General features: G+C 72.1%; 14 protein-coding genes. 1 reads left to right on the top strand and 13 read right to left on the bottom strand.

Translation table 11 applies throughout. From position 1 onward, the window contains the following. Nucleotides 1-2 precede the first annotated feature (2 nt). From ACIQK6_RS32345 to ACIQK6_RS32295, 11 genes are read right to left on the bottom strand one after another with little or no spacing between them, the layout of a single operon-like run. On the bottom strand, nt 3-1,547 hold the full coding sequence (locus ACIQK6_RS32345) for a hypothetical protein (RefSeq protein ID WP_329104907.1): 1,545 nt from the start codon (nt 1,545-1,547) through the stop codon (nt 3-5). Beyond that, on the bottom strand, nt 1,544-2,209 hold the full coding sequence (locus tag ACIQK6_RS32340; protein ID WP_329104905.1) for a phage baseplate assembly protein V: 666 nt from the start codon (nt 2,207-2,209) through the stop codon (nt 1,544-1,546). Before ACIQK6_RS32340 ends, ACIQK6_RS32345 begins: the two co-directional genes overlap by 4 nt. Further along, nucleotides 2,209-3,294 (bottom strand): contractile injection system protein, VgrG/Pvc8 family, encoded by a 1,086-nt coding sequence (locus tag ACIQK6_RS32335; protein WP_329104903.1) that lies wholly within the window; start codon nt 3,292-3,294, stop codon nt 2,209-2,211. The genes ACIQK6_RS32340 and ACIQK6_RS32335 overlap by 1 nt, the downstream gene beginning before the upstream one ends. Then, on the bottom strand, nt 3,287-3,466 hold the full coding sequence (locus tag ACIQK6_RS32330; protein WP_329104901.1) for a hypothetical protein: 180 nt from the start codon (nt 3,464-3,466) through the stop codon (nt 3,287-3,289). The genes ACIQK6_RS32335 and ACIQK6_RS32330 overlap by 8 nt, the downstream gene beginning before the upstream one ends. Next, entirely contained in the window at nt 3,463-4,965 is a 1,503-nt protein-coding gene (locus ACIQK6_RS32325) for a hypothetical protein (protein ID WP_329104899.1), read from the bottom strand. The genes ACIQK6_RS32330 and ACIQK6_RS32325 overlap by 4 nt, the downstream gene beginning before the upstream one ends. Next, nucleotides 4,962-5,552: a phage tail protein gene (locus ACIQK6_RS32320; RefSeq protein ID WP_329104897.1), complete on the bottom strand. Its 591-nt coding sequence runs from the start codon at nt 5,550-5,552 to the stop codon at nt 4,962-4,964. The genes ACIQK6_RS32325 and ACIQK6_RS32320 overlap by 4 nt, the downstream gene beginning before the upstream one ends. A 3-nt stretch (nt 5,553-5,555) precedes the next feature. Next, entirely contained in the window at nt 5,556-7,550 is a 1,995-nt protein-coding gene (locus ACIQK6_RS32315; RefSeq protein WP_329104895.1) for a hypothetical protein, read from the bottom strand. Continuing rightward, nucleotides 7,547-8,002, bottom strand: coding sequence for a phage tail protein (locus ACIQK6_RS32310; RefSeq protein WP_030010531.1), 456 nt, complete (start codon nt 8,000-8,002; stop codon nt 7,547-7,549). Before ACIQK6_RS32310 ends, ACIQK6_RS32315 begins: the two co-directional genes overlap by 4 nt. 44 nt (nt 8,003-8,046) lie before the next feature. Continuing rightward, nucleotides 8,047-9,933 (bottom strand): phage tail sheath family protein, encoded by a 1,887-nt coding sequence (locus ACIQK6_RS32305; RefSeq protein WP_402696191.1) that lies wholly within the window; start codon nt 9,931-9,933, stop codon nt 8,047-8,049. Between the two features lie 23 nt (nt 9,934-9,956). Then, nucleotides 9,957-10,820: a hypothetical protein gene (locus tag ACIQK6_RS32300; RefSeq protein ID WP_329104890.1), complete on the bottom strand. Its 864-nt coding sequence runs from the start codon at nt 10,818-10,820 to the stop codon at nt 9,957-9,959. Beyond that, nucleotides 10,817-11,410 (bottom strand): DUF4255 domain-containing protein, encoded by a 594-nt coding sequence (locus tag ACIQK6_RS32295; RefSeq protein ID WP_329104888.1) that lies wholly within the window; start codon nt 11,408-11,410, stop codon nt 10,817-10,819. Before ACIQK6_RS32295 ends, ACIQK6_RS32300 begins: the two co-directional genes overlap by 4 nt. Before the next feature lie 147 nt (nt 11,411-11,557). Here ACIQK6_RS32295 and ACIQK6_RS32290 point away from each other — a divergent pair, with 147 nt between their 5' ends. Continuing rightward, the gene (locus ACIQK6_RS32290; protein WP_329104886.1) at nt 11,558-12,484 is read left to right on the top strand and encodes a hypothetical protein; all 927 of its coding nucleotides are present in this window, start codon (nt 11,558-11,560) and stop codon (nt 12,482-12,484) included. Between the two features lie 64 nt (nt 12,485-12,548). Here the strand turns inward: ACIQK6_RS32290 and ACIQK6_RS32285 are convergent, their stop codons facing one another. Beyond that, a complete protein-coding gene (locus ACIQK6_RS32285) occupies nt 12,549-13,046 on the bottom strand; it encodes a flavin reductase family protein (RefSeq protein WP_329104884.1) in 498 nt (165 codons plus the stop codon). Between the two features lie 48 nt (nt 13,047-13,094). Then, a complete protein-coding gene (locus tag ACIQK6_RS32280) occupies nt 13,095-14,342 on the bottom strand; it encodes an ATP-grasp domain-containing protein (protein ID WP_329104882.1) in 1,248 nt (415 codons plus the stop codon). Nucleotides 14,343-14,378: the final 36 nt, after the last annotated feature.

Genomic DNA, 14,378 nt, shown 5'->3' with positions numbered 1-14,378 from the left:
CCTCAACCGCAGAGCGGGTCGTTCACCGGCGGTTCCGGCTGGGGCGTGGGCATCGGGACCGAGGGCGGTGGAACGAGGGCGTTCAGCAGGTCTGCGCCGTGTTCGTCCTCGATGGCACCGGATGCTTTGAGTTGGGCCGCCGCCCCCTTGGAGCCCAGGAGTTCGTCGAGCTTGACCAGCTCCGCGGCGCCCATGGTGGACAGCTTTCCGCCGCCGTCGAAGAAGGTCTTCAAGGCGGCGAGCGCGGAGAGCGAGGGCGGCAGACAGAAGCGCAGGGCGAGCAGCCACCACAGCTGGAAGAGGAACACCACGATCGGCAGGAACATGCTGAACAGGAAGAACGCCACGATCATGAAGATCTCGAGCGCGAACGTGCAGGTGCGCGGGAGCGTACCGCCCACCGAACCGCCACTCGGGGTGCCGCCGCCGGGGTCGAAGGACAGCTGCGAGCCGGGCGGGCTGGTGATGGCGACTCCGCCCGGCCCGGGGGACGTACCGGCCCGGGCGGCGACCGCCCGCAGATCGGGCAGGGTCAGCGAGGTCTTGCGGTTCTTGGTGCCCTCCGGGTCGAAGAAGGGAGCCAGCCGGAAGGGCTCGGTCGGTTCGCTCCACGAGGTCTGCCGGGGGCAGTGCTCGTGGCCCGGTCGGGGGGCGCGACGGACGAAGCAGAGCGCTTCGTAGATGTGGTGCTCGTCCAGCTTCGGGACTCCGAAGTCGTCGTGCTCGCCGGACGAGGTGGGTACCACCCCGAACCACAGCGACCGTTCGGGCGGCGCTCCCGCCGGGCAGCCGCCCGATCGGGACGGCAGACGCCACATCGGCAGCTCCTGCTCCCGATCCTCGGGGCGGTCCTTCGGGGGGCGCGTGCCGAGCGCGCGCCACTGCCCGCCCGCGGCTCCGGCCATCCATGCCTGGGTCTCCGTCTCCAGGCCCACCTGGTCGAGCAGTTCGCGGTGGGTCGTCTCGAAGCGCAGCCGGTGCGCGATGTCGGCCCACAGGACGTCTTCGACCTCCGACCCGTGGACGCGCCGGTCCTGGCCGCCGTCGCGCTGGGCGGCGAGCAGGTCCGTGGTCAGCTGGTGGGCGAGCTTGCGCAGGACGCCCGGCGGCGCGGTCATCTCCACCCGGCGGCGGCGCATCACGAAGCCCACCTCCAGCCCGTCGGCGGACTGCGGCCGCGGCAGACCCGGCCGGTCGCAGAACAGCTCGACGACGATCCCGTAGAAGCGTTCGTGGCTGGGCTGGTAGAGCTTGCGCAGCCGGGTGCGGACCAGCTGGTGGGTGGCGAAGCGGGCGCGGCCCGAGCCGCGGTCCGCGAGGGGCACGGGCACCGCGTACGACCAGACGTCCTCGGCGTCGTCGAACCGCAGCGACTCCCGCGGATCCGATACCAGCCCGCGGACGAACTCGGCGGAGTCGTACTTCTGGAGCGCCGGTGTCCGCGCCCCGGGGTCGAACCGGTCGAATCCCCCGCGCTCGCAGACGTACCAGGGGGCGAGCACCTTGAAGCCGTGCCCGGGGAGGGGGGCGTCGCCCGCGGGGCTCACCAGATGTTCCCGGCGCCGGGGGTGTAGGCGGGCGAGATCACCATTTGCTCGGTGACCAGGGTCGCGCACTTCACCAGGCCGCTGAAGGTGGACAGCGGAGCGTTCACGGTCACCACGGGTGCCTTCACGTCGATGGACACGTTCGCCTGGATCTCGATCGAGGTCGGCGTCAACCGCACGACGCAGCCATTGCCGTGGTGCACCGTCACCTGCTGGGTGGCGTTGTCCAGGGTCACCTCGTGGCCGGATTCCATGGTGATCCGGACCTGCTCCGCGCCCGGTGTGTCGTCGAACTGGAGGCGGCTGTCGGCCCGTGACCGCAGCTGCCGCAGGTTGTTGGCGCGCTCGGGTTGGTGGGGCAGTGCGGCCCGGCCGTTCCAGGCCGCGCCGAGGACGTACGGGCGGCGCGGGTTGCCCGCTTCGAAGGCCACCACGACCTGGCTGTCCACGTCCGGCAGGACGAGCAGGCCTTGGGCGTCGTCGGCGTACGGGGAACACAGCGTCGCCCAGGCGCGTACGTCGCGGTCGCCCTCCGTGCCCAGCCACGGGAAGCGCACCTCGACCCGGCCGAGCCGCTCGTCGTCGACGATGTCGGTGACGATCGCCGGATAGACCCCGAAGTAACCGGGGGCGGAGCCGTCAACCGGAGTCGGCAGGGACATCACACCGCCCCGTTCAGGCAGGAGCGTTCGGCGTCGAACCGGGTACGGAAGCCGCGCTCCAGGTCGAACGAGTGCCTGATCCGGGTCACGTAGTAGCCCTCTCCCTCGAAGGGTGCGCCGACCGAGCGCAGGGTCAGTCGGCTGCCGACGACGAGATCGGGGCTGCCGTTGGTGGTGCCCGCCACGGTGACGAACCGGCGGCCGCGGCGCAGCATTTCGGCGCGCGCCCACGCCTCCGCCTCCTCCGCGGTGAGCGCGGCCTCCCGGACCCGCAGGCTGGTGCCGGGGCCGAGCGCCCGGGCCAGGAGTCTCGCGCCGACCCGGCCGCCCGCCGTCTCGGCCTCGACGACCTCGGGGCCGGCCCGCTCGTCGATGCCCTCGCGCCGGTCGGCGTCGTAGCCGGTGACCACCACCTCACTGCGCTGGTGGGCGAGGTCGGCTGCGAACCGGACGGAGAGCAGCCGGCCTCCGTACACGAGGGTCTGCGCGTCGGCGCCGCGGCTGCCGCGGGCCCGGAAGTGCAGTGTGCGGCCGGTGGCCCACAGCTCGGCCTGGACCAGCCGGGCCCGTTCGCGCAGAAAGGCGAGGTCGCTCTGGTTGAGCTGCTGGACGACGTCGTAGCGGGGGCCGGGGGCGTCCGCGTCCGCGCTGAGCCCGTGCTCGCGGGCCACCTCCTCGGCGATCCCGGCATCGGTGACCTCGGTGTACGTACGCTGCCTACGGGTCATCCGCAGCCGCATGAGAGCGTCCTCCGCGTGCACGAGGACGAGCGGTGGTTCTCCGTCGCCGAGGACGAGCTCCAGTGCGGAGACGACGCCCTCGAAGACGTAGCGCTGCGCGGACGGCGGGCCGAGCGCGACCTTGAGGGTGCTCCCCAGGGCGACGGTGGTCCCGTCGAGGTGCAGCAGCCGATCCTGCGGGCCCTTCGCCCCGGAGCCGACGGCGAGGAGGTGGGCGCGCAGGGTCCGCAGTCCCTCGACGCCTTCCGCGATGTCAAGGCGTACGCAGTCGCGGGCGAGGTCCTTGACGAGCATCCCCTCGACCTCGAAGGCCGGCGAGGCGGTCGCGGTCGCCGGCTCAGTCATCGAAGCCCTCCGCTGCCACGCGGGCGGCGAGCCACGCGGCGTGCTCGCACGCCTCCTGGTGGCGCTCGGCGGCGGCGTGGACGCCGCCCGTCCCGCCCGTCCCGCCGCCCGGTGGGCTCGCGCTGCCCGCGGGTACGACCTCGGTGTGCAGCTCTCCGATGTACACGCTCATGTCGGGCCTCCTCGCGGTGTCCACCTCAGAGTGTTCAGGCCTGCGTCACGGCGGCGTTGCTCGCAGTCGGCGGCGTACCGGCCGGGAGGGTCCGGGGGCAGTCGTTCCCAGGGCGCGGCGCCGGGGTCGGGGGCCGGGGTCTCCTCGTGCCGGGCCCGGTCGGCGAGGCTGCGTCCACCGCCGGCCTCGACCTCGGCGAGTGTCGCGGCATCGGCGCGCGCCCGTAGGGGGACGCCCTGGCCGTAGCTGACGGAGCGACGGTCCGGGCGGCGAAGTGCGCCGGGGGGTGCGGCAGGACCTGCGGCTGCCGTCCGGCCCGGGCCGGGCCCGGCCGGACGGGGGCCCCGGGCGGGAGCCGCGGTGGCGGAGTAGGGCCCCGGAGCCGCGTCGGAGACCTCGAACGACTGCCGCGCCCTGGCGGTGGCGAGCTCCACCGCGGCGCCCAGAACCGCATCCGCCGAGGCCACGATTCCCCCTCCGGCGGAGAGCGCGAAACCCGCGAGGGACGCCTCCGCCCCGACGCCGTACCCGGAATCGGCCCTCTCCCCCGCCCCCGTGACGGACGCGGCCGCAGCCGCGACCGCTCCGCCGCCCGCCGTGCGGGGCGAGCCCCGCCCGGGCCGCCCCGACCGGGGATCCACCGGTCCGCCGCCCATCCCCAGGGCGGCGGACAGTCCGCCCACCGAGGTCGCCGCGACGCCGCCGGCGAACCCGGCCGACAGCCGGATCCCCGCCGCGGCCGAAAACCCTGCGGACACTTCCGCGCCGAGCTGTACGGAGGCCCCCGCGGCCAGCGTCAGCGGACTGTCGAGCCCGCTCATCGCACCGCGCCACGCCGCCGGGTCGAGGCCGAGCCGGGACAGCAACTGCTGGGCGGATTCGCCCTCCTGTGCCTGGACGACCTGCTGCGGGCGTGCCGTTCCGGAGGTGCCCGGCGCCGCGCCCGTCCTCGGGGCGCCCGGTTCGGTGGCGGACCCGGTGTCCCGGGTGCCGGGGCCCTCGTCATGGGCCTCGTAGGCGAAGTTCTGCTCGACGATGGTCACCCCGACCTTGGCCCGTAGCGGGGTGCCGTCCGGGGCGAAGTAGTCCAGTTCCTCGTTGACCTGGGTGACGATGCCGTTGTAGCGGAGCGTCCCCCAGACGAACCGGACGACCGGCGGCGGATCCGCGACCTTCCCCTTGGGCGGTTCGACGAACTGCCGTACCAGCGCGGTCCAGAGCCGGACGTCGACGTACTGTCCGCCGCTGCGCTGCTCCGCGGTGTCGAATTCCAGGTCGAAGGTGAGGGTCGAGCCCTCTTGGGCGGGATGCTGGCGCTTCTGGGTGCGGGTGGTCGTGCCGCCGCGGTCGGTGTTGTTGTTCCGGCTGATGCGCAGCGAGACGGGGTTGAACTGCACGGGTACGGCGGGGCCGTCGTCGAGCACCCGGGCGGGCGCGTCCTTGCCCTCGGACGGTCCTCGCTTGAGGCGTTGCAGGGTGGCGTGGGCCAGGGCGGTCATGGCGTCCGCTCCAGACGCAGACCTTCGTGTGCGATGTGCAGTTCCTCCATGGCGATCTCCCCGGTCTTGCCGTTGAGGGTGGGTCCGGTGATCTTCAGGGGCAGGCCGCGGCTGAACTTCCAGTGGGCGACGACCCGTTGGCCGACCGGGTCGAGCACCTCGACATCGCCGTCGTACCGGGGTGCCGGGGTCCGGCCGCTGACCATGCCGTGCAGCCAGTCCCACAGGCTCGTGTCGGTGCTGCCGCCCGCGGTGGCGATGAGCATGCCGCGTTTGAGCACCAGGGGCTGGAGTTTGACCCGTCCGATCCTGCGCACCACCTCTCCGTTGGCCCCGCCCTCCAGGTATTCGCGGAGATCGGCTTCCAGCCCCAGTCCGGAGCACTCCTGGAAGCCGCCGTCGCCGATCCGTTCGGGGCCGCTGCTCCCGGTCGCGCTTCCCGGGCCGGCGGCGCTCGCCTCGCGGCGGGCGCCGCCCTCCTGCCCACTGGTCAGCGGGAGCACGGGCGGGGGCTCGGCCGTACGGCTCGGAAAGCCGCTGCGTCCGATCCGGACCCGGAAGTTGAAGGTCTGTACGAGCTCGGTCATGGATCACACCACCGTGACGGCGCCGTCGGCGTCCTGCGCGATCCGCAGGACGAGGTACTCCAGGGGTCGCGCGGGCGCCACGCCGACCTCGGCGACGAGCCGGCCCAGGCCCAGCGACCAGCCGGGGTTGAGGTGTTCGTCGCAGGTCACGAAGAAGGCCTCGTCCTCGCTCTCGCCGGCGAGCGCGCCGGAGCGGTACAGACCGCGCAGCAACTCCACGATGGAGCCACTCAGTTCGGAGCGAAGTCGGGCGGAGTGGGGCTCGAAGGCAAGCGGCTGGGCCTGCCGGTCGAGGACCAGCCTCAGCATGGTCATCAGCCGGCGAACACTGAGCTGACGGTAGTCGGGGTCGCGGGAGAGGGTACGGGCCGACGCGAGCCGAAATCCGTCCCGTTCGCCGCGGAAGACGTCGATGTCGAGCAGGTGCAGCTCGTCGTGGTCGGCTTCGCCGATGCGCTCGGCCGCGGTCACGGCTTCGGCGGCGAGAGCATTGGCGGGACCCCAGTGCAGACCGAGCCGCCGCTCCCGTTCGGCGATGATTCCCGCCGCGAACGCCGAGGGCGGAACGGACACGGCGCGGTGCTGCGGTTCGTCGGGCGCGACCACACCGAGCCACGGGTGGTAGGCGGCGGTGTACGAGCTCTCGAACCCGGCCCGCCAACGGGCGACCGCCCGCACGGGTAGCCCCGGCGGTACGTCGAGCAGGGCCACGAAGCGCCGCTGCCGCTCGGCGAGCGCCGCGAGCCGCTGCTGGCGCCGGACGATCTCGGGCAGTTGGGTGCCGCTGTCCAGGAGCCGGGCGTGCTGCCGGGGCGCGGTGACGGTCATGGGTTCCGGCCGGGGCGGGCACGGTACGAAGACGGGGCTGCCGGGCTGCGACGGGGTCTCGGTGGTGGTCTCCGGGGCATCGCTGTGGAACCACAGCAAATCGGGTACGGAGAGCAGCGCGACCTCGGGCACCAGCGCCATTCGGTCCATGCCGACCTCCTCCCGGCCCGGATCCTCGATGCTCTCGCCGCCGCCGATGGGCAGCAGTTCGACCGGGGTCGTCCCGTGGAAGCTGTCGGCGTTGATCCCCGCATAGCGGTCCTCGCCCCCGCGGCCCCGTACGACGGCTGACTCGACGGGGGCGAGGAAGGCGTCGGGCGGCAGCAGGACCTCGGGCCACTCGCCGTCAGGGGTGGTGAACAGGGATTCGGTGGCCAGCACATCGGCGACGAACCGCTGGTGGGCGCGGTTCAGCCCCAGCCCCGCGAACCGCTCCTGCCGGGGGCGCGCCGGATCCGTGTCGGTGATGGTGACGGTCGCGGTGACGAGTTCGGCGTCCACGTCCACGGGCCGGGTTCCCGGCCCGGGCTGCCGGTCGAGCACGGCGACGCGGCGCCGCAGGCCCGGGGTGTCCTGGCGCACGGCCTGTTCGAGGACGGAGAAGAAGCCGCCGGCGGGCCCCAGCCCAGGTGCCCGGAGGCGCAGCAGGGTCCCGTCCGGTGGAGTCGGTCCCTCGGGCAGGGTCAGCTCCCGCCCGTTGGCCGTGGCGGTGAAGTGGCCCGCTGCGGTGAAGTCCCAGCGCACCGAGAGCCGTCCGCCCCAGCTCCCTTCGTCGCGTGCGCGCAGGTGGACGTCGTAGGGACGGCCGCCCCCGGCGGCGGCCGGACCGTCCGCCCGGGCCAGCCGGATCCGGTGCAGCGCGCAGGCCGCCAGGGCGGTGGGATGCGGGGAGCGCGGGAGTGGTGCCACGCGCAGCACGTGGGCGCGGGCGCCGCCCTGCGCGAAGAACGCCCGTACCGCGTGGGGCAGCAGCCCGGGCCCTTCGAAACCGCCGAACCTCAGCACGTAGTCGGACCAGCGGTCGACGGCGACCGGGGTGTCGACGGGTCCGCGCGGCGCCACGCCGACGAATCCGGCGATGTCGAGTCGTAGCGGCTGGAAGGCGGGCGGCGGGCGACGCCCGTCCCGGTACGCGCCCGGCGCTCCCAGACGCAGTCCGGCGGGGGTCACAGCGACAGGAAGTCGATGCGCTCGGCGACGAGGTGGAGTTCCTCCATCGCGACCTCTCCGCCGCCCTTGCCGGTGAGGGTGGGACCGACCCACTTCTTGGGCTGGGCGGCGCGCAGCACCCAGGAGCAGACCGGCTGGCGACCCTCGTCGTGCAAGGTCACGGTGACCGTGCGCGGGTCGAACTCGCCCTCCCGGGTGGCCTTGATCCAGGCGAACAAGCGCAGATCCCCGATGATGCCCCGCTTGAGGGTGACGTCGTTCGTCGAGTTGGTGTTGGCGATCTTCCGCACGTGGTTCTCGGGGTCGTTGCCGTTGCGGTACTCGGAGAACTTCACCTCGTTGCCGGCTCCGCTGAAGTCCGAGAAACCGCCCGCGATCTGGTCCTCGCCGCCGGTGTCGCCGAGCTTGACGAGGAAGTTGAAGGCCCCGTAGGGGTTGTTGCGCGTTGCCATGGTCCGTCTCCTGATCTCCTGGGCGCGTGCGCTGCGGGTCCGCGTCAGCTGCGCTGCGCGTCGGCCGTGAACTGTCCGATGCGGAACACGACGAACTCTGCGGGGTAGGTGGGCGCCACGCCGATGAGGCAGATCAGCCGGCCGTTGTCGAGGTCGTTCTGGGTCATGGTGGTGCGGTCGCACCGGACGAAGAACGCCTCCTCGGGCTTGGTGCCCATGAGGGCTCCGGTGCGCCAGGTGGCGATCAGGAAGTCCTCGACGGTCTGGCGGACGGAGGCCCACAGCCGCTCGTTGTTCGGCTCGAACACCGCCCACTGGGTCGACTTGTCGATGGAGTGCTCGAGGTAGATGAACAGCCGTCGGACGTTGACGTACTTCCACTCGGGGTCCGAGCTCATCGTCCGGGCGCCCCACACGCGCCGGGCCCGGCCCTCGAAGAACCGTAGGGCGTTGATCCCCTCGGGGTTGAGCACGGACTGCCGGTCGTAGGTGACGTTGGTGGTGAAGTCGTTGATGCCGAAGACGACTTCGTTGGCGGGGGCCTTGTGCACTCCGCGCTCGATGTCGCTGCGGGCGTAGATTCCGGCGACGTAGCCGGAGGGCGGCACGTCGAGGAGTGGTGCCGGAGCACCCGGGTCCGGGCGCAGGCCGGGATTGATGATCCTCACCCAGGGGTAGTAGAGCGCGGCGTACTTGGTGTCGAACTGGGCCCGGAACTTGCGTACTTCGGAGATGGAGCTGTCCTTGGGCGGATCGACGATCGCCATCCGGTAGCGCAGCCGTTCGCAGTGCTCGATGAGATCGTCCACGGCGGTCTTCTGCTGGTCGGGCGGCAGGGTGACGGTGTCCGGGACGGCGACGATGGCGATGTCGTCGATCTCGGCGAGCGCTCCGAGCCCGCGGGCGGGATCGGTGAGGCTGTCCGGGTTGGCGAGCCGGCCGCGCAGGTCCGCCGCGACGAGCGTGCCCCCGTCGCCTCCCCCGGTGAGGAACGCGGCGGCGCCGGCGCCGCCGTTCAGTAGGGCGGTCAGCACGGCCCCCGCCGCAGGCGCGGGCTGCCCCGCAGCGGGGGTGACGACCTGCAGCCAGACCAACGAGAACTCGTCGGCGGGGTCCACCGCGGCCAGCACCCGGCCGACGGCGCGCGGGTGCGCCTCGTCGAGTTCGAGCTCGTTGTAGACGTCCACGCGCCCGCCGAACCGTACGGTGACGGCCAGGGTGAGGTGGAAGGCGGCCGTCCCGGCGGACACGTCGTCGAACGTACCGTCCGGCTTCCGGTAGCCCAGCACCCCGTCGGCGCGCGGGATGACGACCCGGACGTTCCCCGGCTGCGGTGCCGTGTCGTCGGGGATGCCCGGCACCGCCCCGCTTACGAGCGGGACGACCTCCACGGCCGCTCCCGGCTGCACTCCGGTGAGGCGCGGCGGGGCGCCGGCTCCGCCGCCCTGGACGATGATGTTCTTGCCGCGGCGGAAGGTCACCGCGACGCTGATCTTCGATCCTGCGGATCCCGGCCAGCGGGCGCGCCAGCGCAGCAGCGCGCTGCCGGTGGGGGGAAGGGCGAGCGAGGCGAAGTTCTTCGGGGTGTCGATGACCGGGGTGGCGGCCGTGGTGTTGGCGAAGGTGAAGACCCGCGAGACGTACAGCCGCCGCCCACCATTGGCGAAGAACGCCCGCGCGGCCAAGCCAAGTTGACAGTCCTCGCTACCGATGCTGAGTCCGCCGAAGGCCCGTTCGTACTCCGTGAAGCTCGTGACCAGGGTCGCGCCGGGCAGCACGGTGGGGTCGCCCGGGGCGGGCAGACTGTACGGAACGGGTCCGTACTCGGTCCGTCCGGCCATGCCGAAGGTGCTGGTCGGCACGCCCTCGATGGACCGCGAGCGGAAACTCGTCTCCTCGACGTAGACGCCGGGTGTCAGGTACTCGGGCATGGACGGATCTCCTCGGTCGCGGGTCAGGCGGTGGTGTGGGGCAGGTCGTCGGCGTGAACCACCTGACCGACGGTGAGTGTGCGGACGGTGTACGCGGAGGCGGTGTGGTAGCCGGCCGGCACGTCGGTGCCGCGCAGGAGCCCGTTGTCGAGGTCCTGCGGCCGGGGCGGGGAGGCACTGCGGGTGACCGCTTCGGCGACCAGGTCCGCCAACGGGTCCAGTGGATCGGGTGGCGGGGCGTTCGCCGGATCCGGGGCGTGGGTGCGCAGTGCGACGGGGAACTGGGACTGCACCGAGTACGGCAGGCGGTCGATCAGGAGCAGCACCTGCCCGTGTTCGTCACCGTGGGCCCAGCCGATCTGGACGCCGCCCTGACCGTACGCGTCCACGCGCGGCCAGCGCACCGGTTCGCCCGCGCGGATGACCCGCAGCCGCATGCCCGTCAGGCCCTGCGGCACGGGGTAGGACGGGCCGGGCAGCAGCCACGGGAGCAGCAGTCGGGCGTCGGCCCGGACGTGGGCGGCGGTCGGCGGCCGGGCATCGGCGCCGGCGAGTTCGGCGCGGGTCCACAGCGGCAGGGAGAAGCGCCGCGGGACCCAGCGGCGGGCGGGGTCGTCGACGCGCACGGTCACGGTCTGGCCGAGGGCGCCGGCCGTGCCGTGCCGCAGGACGAATCCGGTGGCGCCGTGGCTCTCCAGCGGCCGGATCAGATCGTCGGGGCGCGGCCGGCGGCCGGGGGCGTGCCCGGTCTCCCGGCCGACGCGCAGACCCGGGCCGGCCGGGGCACGGGTTCTGGCGTCGAGCGGACGGACGGCCAGGGCGAGCCGGTGCAGTACGTCCACCACGCCCACCTCGACGGTGATCCGGTGGTCGGAGCCGTCCGTCATCGGGCCTTCTCCGACAGCGCAGTGGCGACGACGGTGACCTCGCCGGATGCCCGTCCGGGCCGCCCGTCGATCCGGACGACCCGGGCGAGATAGGGCATGCAGAGCCGGTAGTCGGTGGTCATCGCCTGGAACGCCTCGCTCATCGAGTCCATCGCCAGGTCGTCGGGGATGATCTGCACCGAATCCCCCGCCTCCCAGTCCCCGCTGGCGTGGAGGAGGGGGCCGGTGAGCGGACCCGTGCTCTCCAGTGCCCGGGTGGCGAGGCCGAGCCATTCCAGTTCCGACTCGACGAACTTGTCCCATGCGGCGATGAGCAGATGCATCCTCAGCGGCAGCCGGGACGTGCCGTCCTGGGCCGCGACGGCCGCCCAGGAGGGCCGGGTCTCGCGGTCGATGCTCAGCCGGTAGCAGTACACGGTGACCGCGGGCCGGCGGATGACGGCTCCGGCGGTGTCCACCTTGTCGAAGTCCACCGGCCCGGCGAGGACGGCCTCCGGGCGCGGGCCCACGGGGATCTCCTCGATGAACCGCCGGTTGAGCAGGTCGACGACGCTGCGCCCCACGGCGGCGAGTGCCCGGTATCCAGCCATGGGCCGATGCTGGGGCCCCTGCCGTCACGCCGGCGTTGCGGGAACGGGCCGAGGTACGGACAGCTGCGGCGATGGCCGGGCGACGGGCCGGTGACACCGTCCGGACCAGACTCGGTGCGCCTGCCCCCTCGACCAGGAGAGCCCATCATGAGCAGCACCCCCCAGACCCGATCGGACAGCACCGACAAGGGCGGCGACTGCAACCCCGGTGCCATCGACGATCTCACCTGTAGTGCCAGGGGCATCCACCGCCGGGCCGAGGTCACCGAGGAGCACCTCCCCCAATTGAAGGACTTCAAGGAGAAGTTCGACAGCGCTCGGGCGGAGTACACCAAGGCACGGGACGCCGCCGAGAAGGATCTCGACGCCGCGCGGGGGACCCTCCACACGGTCCGCGAGCAGATCCGCTGCCGGGTCCACAAAGACCAGAAGCAGTGCCTGGCGCGCGCCGTCGACGAGGTGTTCGAGGACATCAAGGACTGTGCCGGTGACTGGGGCTGTCGGGTCGAGGAATGCGCGTGCGAGTTCGACGACGAGGTCGAGGAGGACGACACCGTCGCGACCCTCTCCGCCCGTATCGCGCGCTACACCACGGAGGTCGAGAACGCCGCGTACTGCTTCACGCGGTTGCACCGGGAGCTGGAGGATCTGCCCGAGCGCGCAACGAAGATCAAGACGGAAGCGGCGCAGCTGTTGGCGGACGCCTCCGATCCCGACACGGGCAAGGACGTCGTACGCCTCTACGCCCGCCTGCTGATCCTGGAGCGCCGCATCGAGGAGGTTTGGCGGGGCTTCACGACCGTCGAGGCCTATGTCGGATGCCTGTGCAAGGCGCTGCTGTGCGTGCTGCGGGGTCGGCAGGCCATCGCCACGCTGGAAGGCGCCAAGGCCGTGCTCATGTGCAAGGAGGAGGCGGGGAAGGCAGCCTGCGAGCGCAAGCAGGCCCAGACGCCGGAGGAGGTCATGGCGGTCTACGAACGGCTCTGCCCACCCTGCCCGCCGAAGCGCGCCGCCACGGCGGAGGACGGGGACGACACCGTCGAGGTCGAGGCCGTCGGTGGGACACTCACCTGACACGATCCCGGATGCCGAGCCCGGGCCCGTGGACGCCGGGCCCGGCACGAGGACCGCGAGCGGTCTACACGGCCGCCGGTTGCGTCCAGGTGCTGTAGGCGCCCCGGCAGTAGAGGAGGGGGTCGCGGGGAAAGACGGTTCCGCCGTCGACCCGCGCGATGATCAGCCAGTGGTCGCCGGCCTGGACCGTCTGTTCCGTGCGGCACTCGGCGACGGCCAGCGCGACGTCGGTCAGCACGGGAGCGCCGTCCGCCACCGGGGACGGCTGCCACTCGATGCCCGAGAACTTGTCGTGACCCTTGCCGGCGAAGATCCGTGACGCCTCGGTGCCCGACGCGCCGAGGAAGTTCACCGCGAAGGCCCCGGAAGAGAGGATCGCCGGGAGGGTCTGGGACTTCTTGTCCACCCCGATCAGCAACAACGGCGGCGAAGCGGACACGGCGCAGACGGCGTTGCACGTGAATCCCCGAGGCTCGCCGTCCTCGTCCATCGCCGTGATGACGGCGACGGCGGTCGGGAAGGAACCGAAGATCTCGCGGAACTGCTGGGAAGTGACGGGCATATGACTTACCGCGTTTCATAGGTGGGGTACCGCAGCGTGCGTGGGACGTCAGAGGAGCTCGTGCTCCATCGCGCGCAGTGCCTGGTACGAGCGTTCGATCTCGGCGTCGTCGCGGTGGACGAAGAAGACCGCGCCCGGAGAGGAGTTGAGGTCGACCGTCCGGCTGGTGACCGCACCGTCGCCCTTGCGGAACCGGATGCTCTCGAAGGCCGGAAGGCCCTCGAGTGCCGCCCGGACGGCCCGCTCCGGCAGCGGCACCTCGCGGTGGGCGATGAGGTTCACACAGCGCGCCGACTCCTGCTGCGCGTAGCGCACGGGCCGCCGGCTCAGCTCCGGTGCGTCGGCGGTGTAGCAGTCCAGCGTCAGACTCACCTGGTCGGCGCCGGTGCACCGCTGGAGGGCGGGAGGGTTGGCGAGTCCGGAGATCCGGGCACCGGTTTCCAGCAGCACGGGACCACCCGCCGTGAGGATCAGTTCGGTGTGGGCCGGGCCGTTGGCGATGCCGAGTGCGTCGAGGACGTCGCAGACGTAGGGCAGGATCTCGTCGAGACGCGGGTCGTCCGGTGCGAGCAGGTCCTCGTAGTCGTAGATCTTCCGTCGCTCGTCCACCACCACCTTGCGGCTGATCCACGCATCGGTGAACCGGTGCGTACCGTCCCTGCTGACCGAGTTGATGATGTACTCGTCACCGACGAGGTATTCCTGTCCCAGGACCGCCTCGTTCGCCCGCAGCATGAGGTTGGTCTTGCCCATGATGGTCTCGACCGCGGTCTTCACCTCCTGGTCGGTGTCGCAGGTGAAGACGTCCTCGGAGCCGGCGCTGTCCAGCGGCTTGACGACGACCCTGTCGATGCCCTGCTCACGCTGCCAGGCCAGCAGCTGATCCGGATCCGTCCCCTTCAGCTGGCGCGGTGTGCGTACGCCCGCCGCTGCCAGGGCCTCCATCATCAGGGCCTTGTCCCGCCGGGCGGGCGAGAGCGAAGGGTCGTTCCCGCGCAGACCCAGCGCTGCGGCGATCTCGTCGGCGGTCTCCACGCCGAACTCGCTCGCCGGGATGACGGCGACCGGACCGAGCTCAGCGAGACGTCGCTGCACGTCCTGGGCGTTGCCCGGGTAGGTGAGGTCCACCTCGAACAGTCCGGCCGGGAGGCTGGCGGCAAAGGTCTGCGGGAGCTCGCGGCGCGAGCGGACGTGAATGAGGCGGAAGCGGCCGGCGGCCTGGCGCGCCAGCAGGGCGCCGCTGGAGAACGCGTCCACCAGTACGACGGCAGGCTGATCGGAAAGTTCTGGGGTCACGGGTCGTCTCGCCAACTGGTAGGGAAACTATGCATG

It is taken from the genome of Streptomyces sp. NPDC091682 (assembly GCF_044756625.1).
In the GTDB taxonomy this organism is placed as follows: Bacteria; Actinomycetota; Actinomycetes; order Streptomycetales; family Streptomycetaceae; genus Streptomyces.
The sequence above is the reverse complement of the archived record's forward strand: the minus strand, read 5'-3'. Positions and strand labels throughout refer to the sequence as shown.

What these genes read in the sequence shown, in the direction of transcription:
- ACIQK6_RS32305 (WP_402696191.1), bottom strand. Translation starts at nt 9,933, where the DNA reads ATGCCCGAGTACCTGACACCCGGCGTCTACGTCGAGGAGACGAGTTTC.
- ACIQK6_RS32285 (WP_329104884.1), bottom strand. Translation starts at nt 13,046, where the DNA reads ATGCCCGTCACTTCCCAGCAGTTCCGCGAGATCTTCGGTTCCTTCCCG.
- ACIQK6_RS32290 (WP_329104886.1), top strand. Translation starts at nt 11,558, where the DNA reads ATGAGCAGCACCCCCCAGACCCGATCGGACAGCACCGACAAGGGCGGC.
- ACIQK6_RS32295 (WP_329104888.1), bottom strand. Translation starts at nt 11,410, where the DNA reads ATGGCTGGATACCGGGCACTCGCCGCCGTGGGGCGCAGCGTCGTCGAC.
- ACIQK6_RS32340 (WP_329104905.1), bottom strand. Translation starts at nt 2,209, where the DNA reads ATGTCCCTGCCGACTCCGGTTGACGGCTCCGCCCCCGGTTACTTCGGG.
- ACIQK6_RS32300 (WP_329104890.1), bottom strand. Translation starts at nt 10,820, where the DNA reads ATGACGGACGGCTCCGACCACCGGATCACCGTCGAGGTGGGCGTGGTG.
- ACIQK6_RS32310 (WP_030010531.1), bottom strand. Translation starts at nt 8,002, where the DNA reads ATGGCAACGCGCAACAACCCCTACGGGGCCTTCAACTTCCTCGTCAAG.
- ACIQK6_RS32335 (WP_329104903.1), bottom strand. Translation starts at nt 3,294, where the DNA reads ATGACTGAGCCGGCGACCGCGACCGCCTCGCCGGCCTTCGAGGTCGAG.
- ACIQK6_RS32320 (WP_329104897.1), bottom strand. Translation starts at nt 5,552, where the DNA reads ATGACCGAGCTCGTACAGACCTTCAACTTCCGGGTCCGGATCGGACGC.
- ACIQK6_RS32330 (WP_329104901.1), bottom strand. Translation starts at nt 3,466, where the DNA reads ATGAGCGTGTACATCGGAGAGCTGCACACCGAGGTCGTACCCGCGGGC.
- ACIQK6_RS32325 (WP_329104899.1), bottom strand. Translation starts at nt 4,965, where the DNA reads ATGACCGCCCTGGCCCACGCCACCCTGCAACGCCTCAAGCGAGGACCG.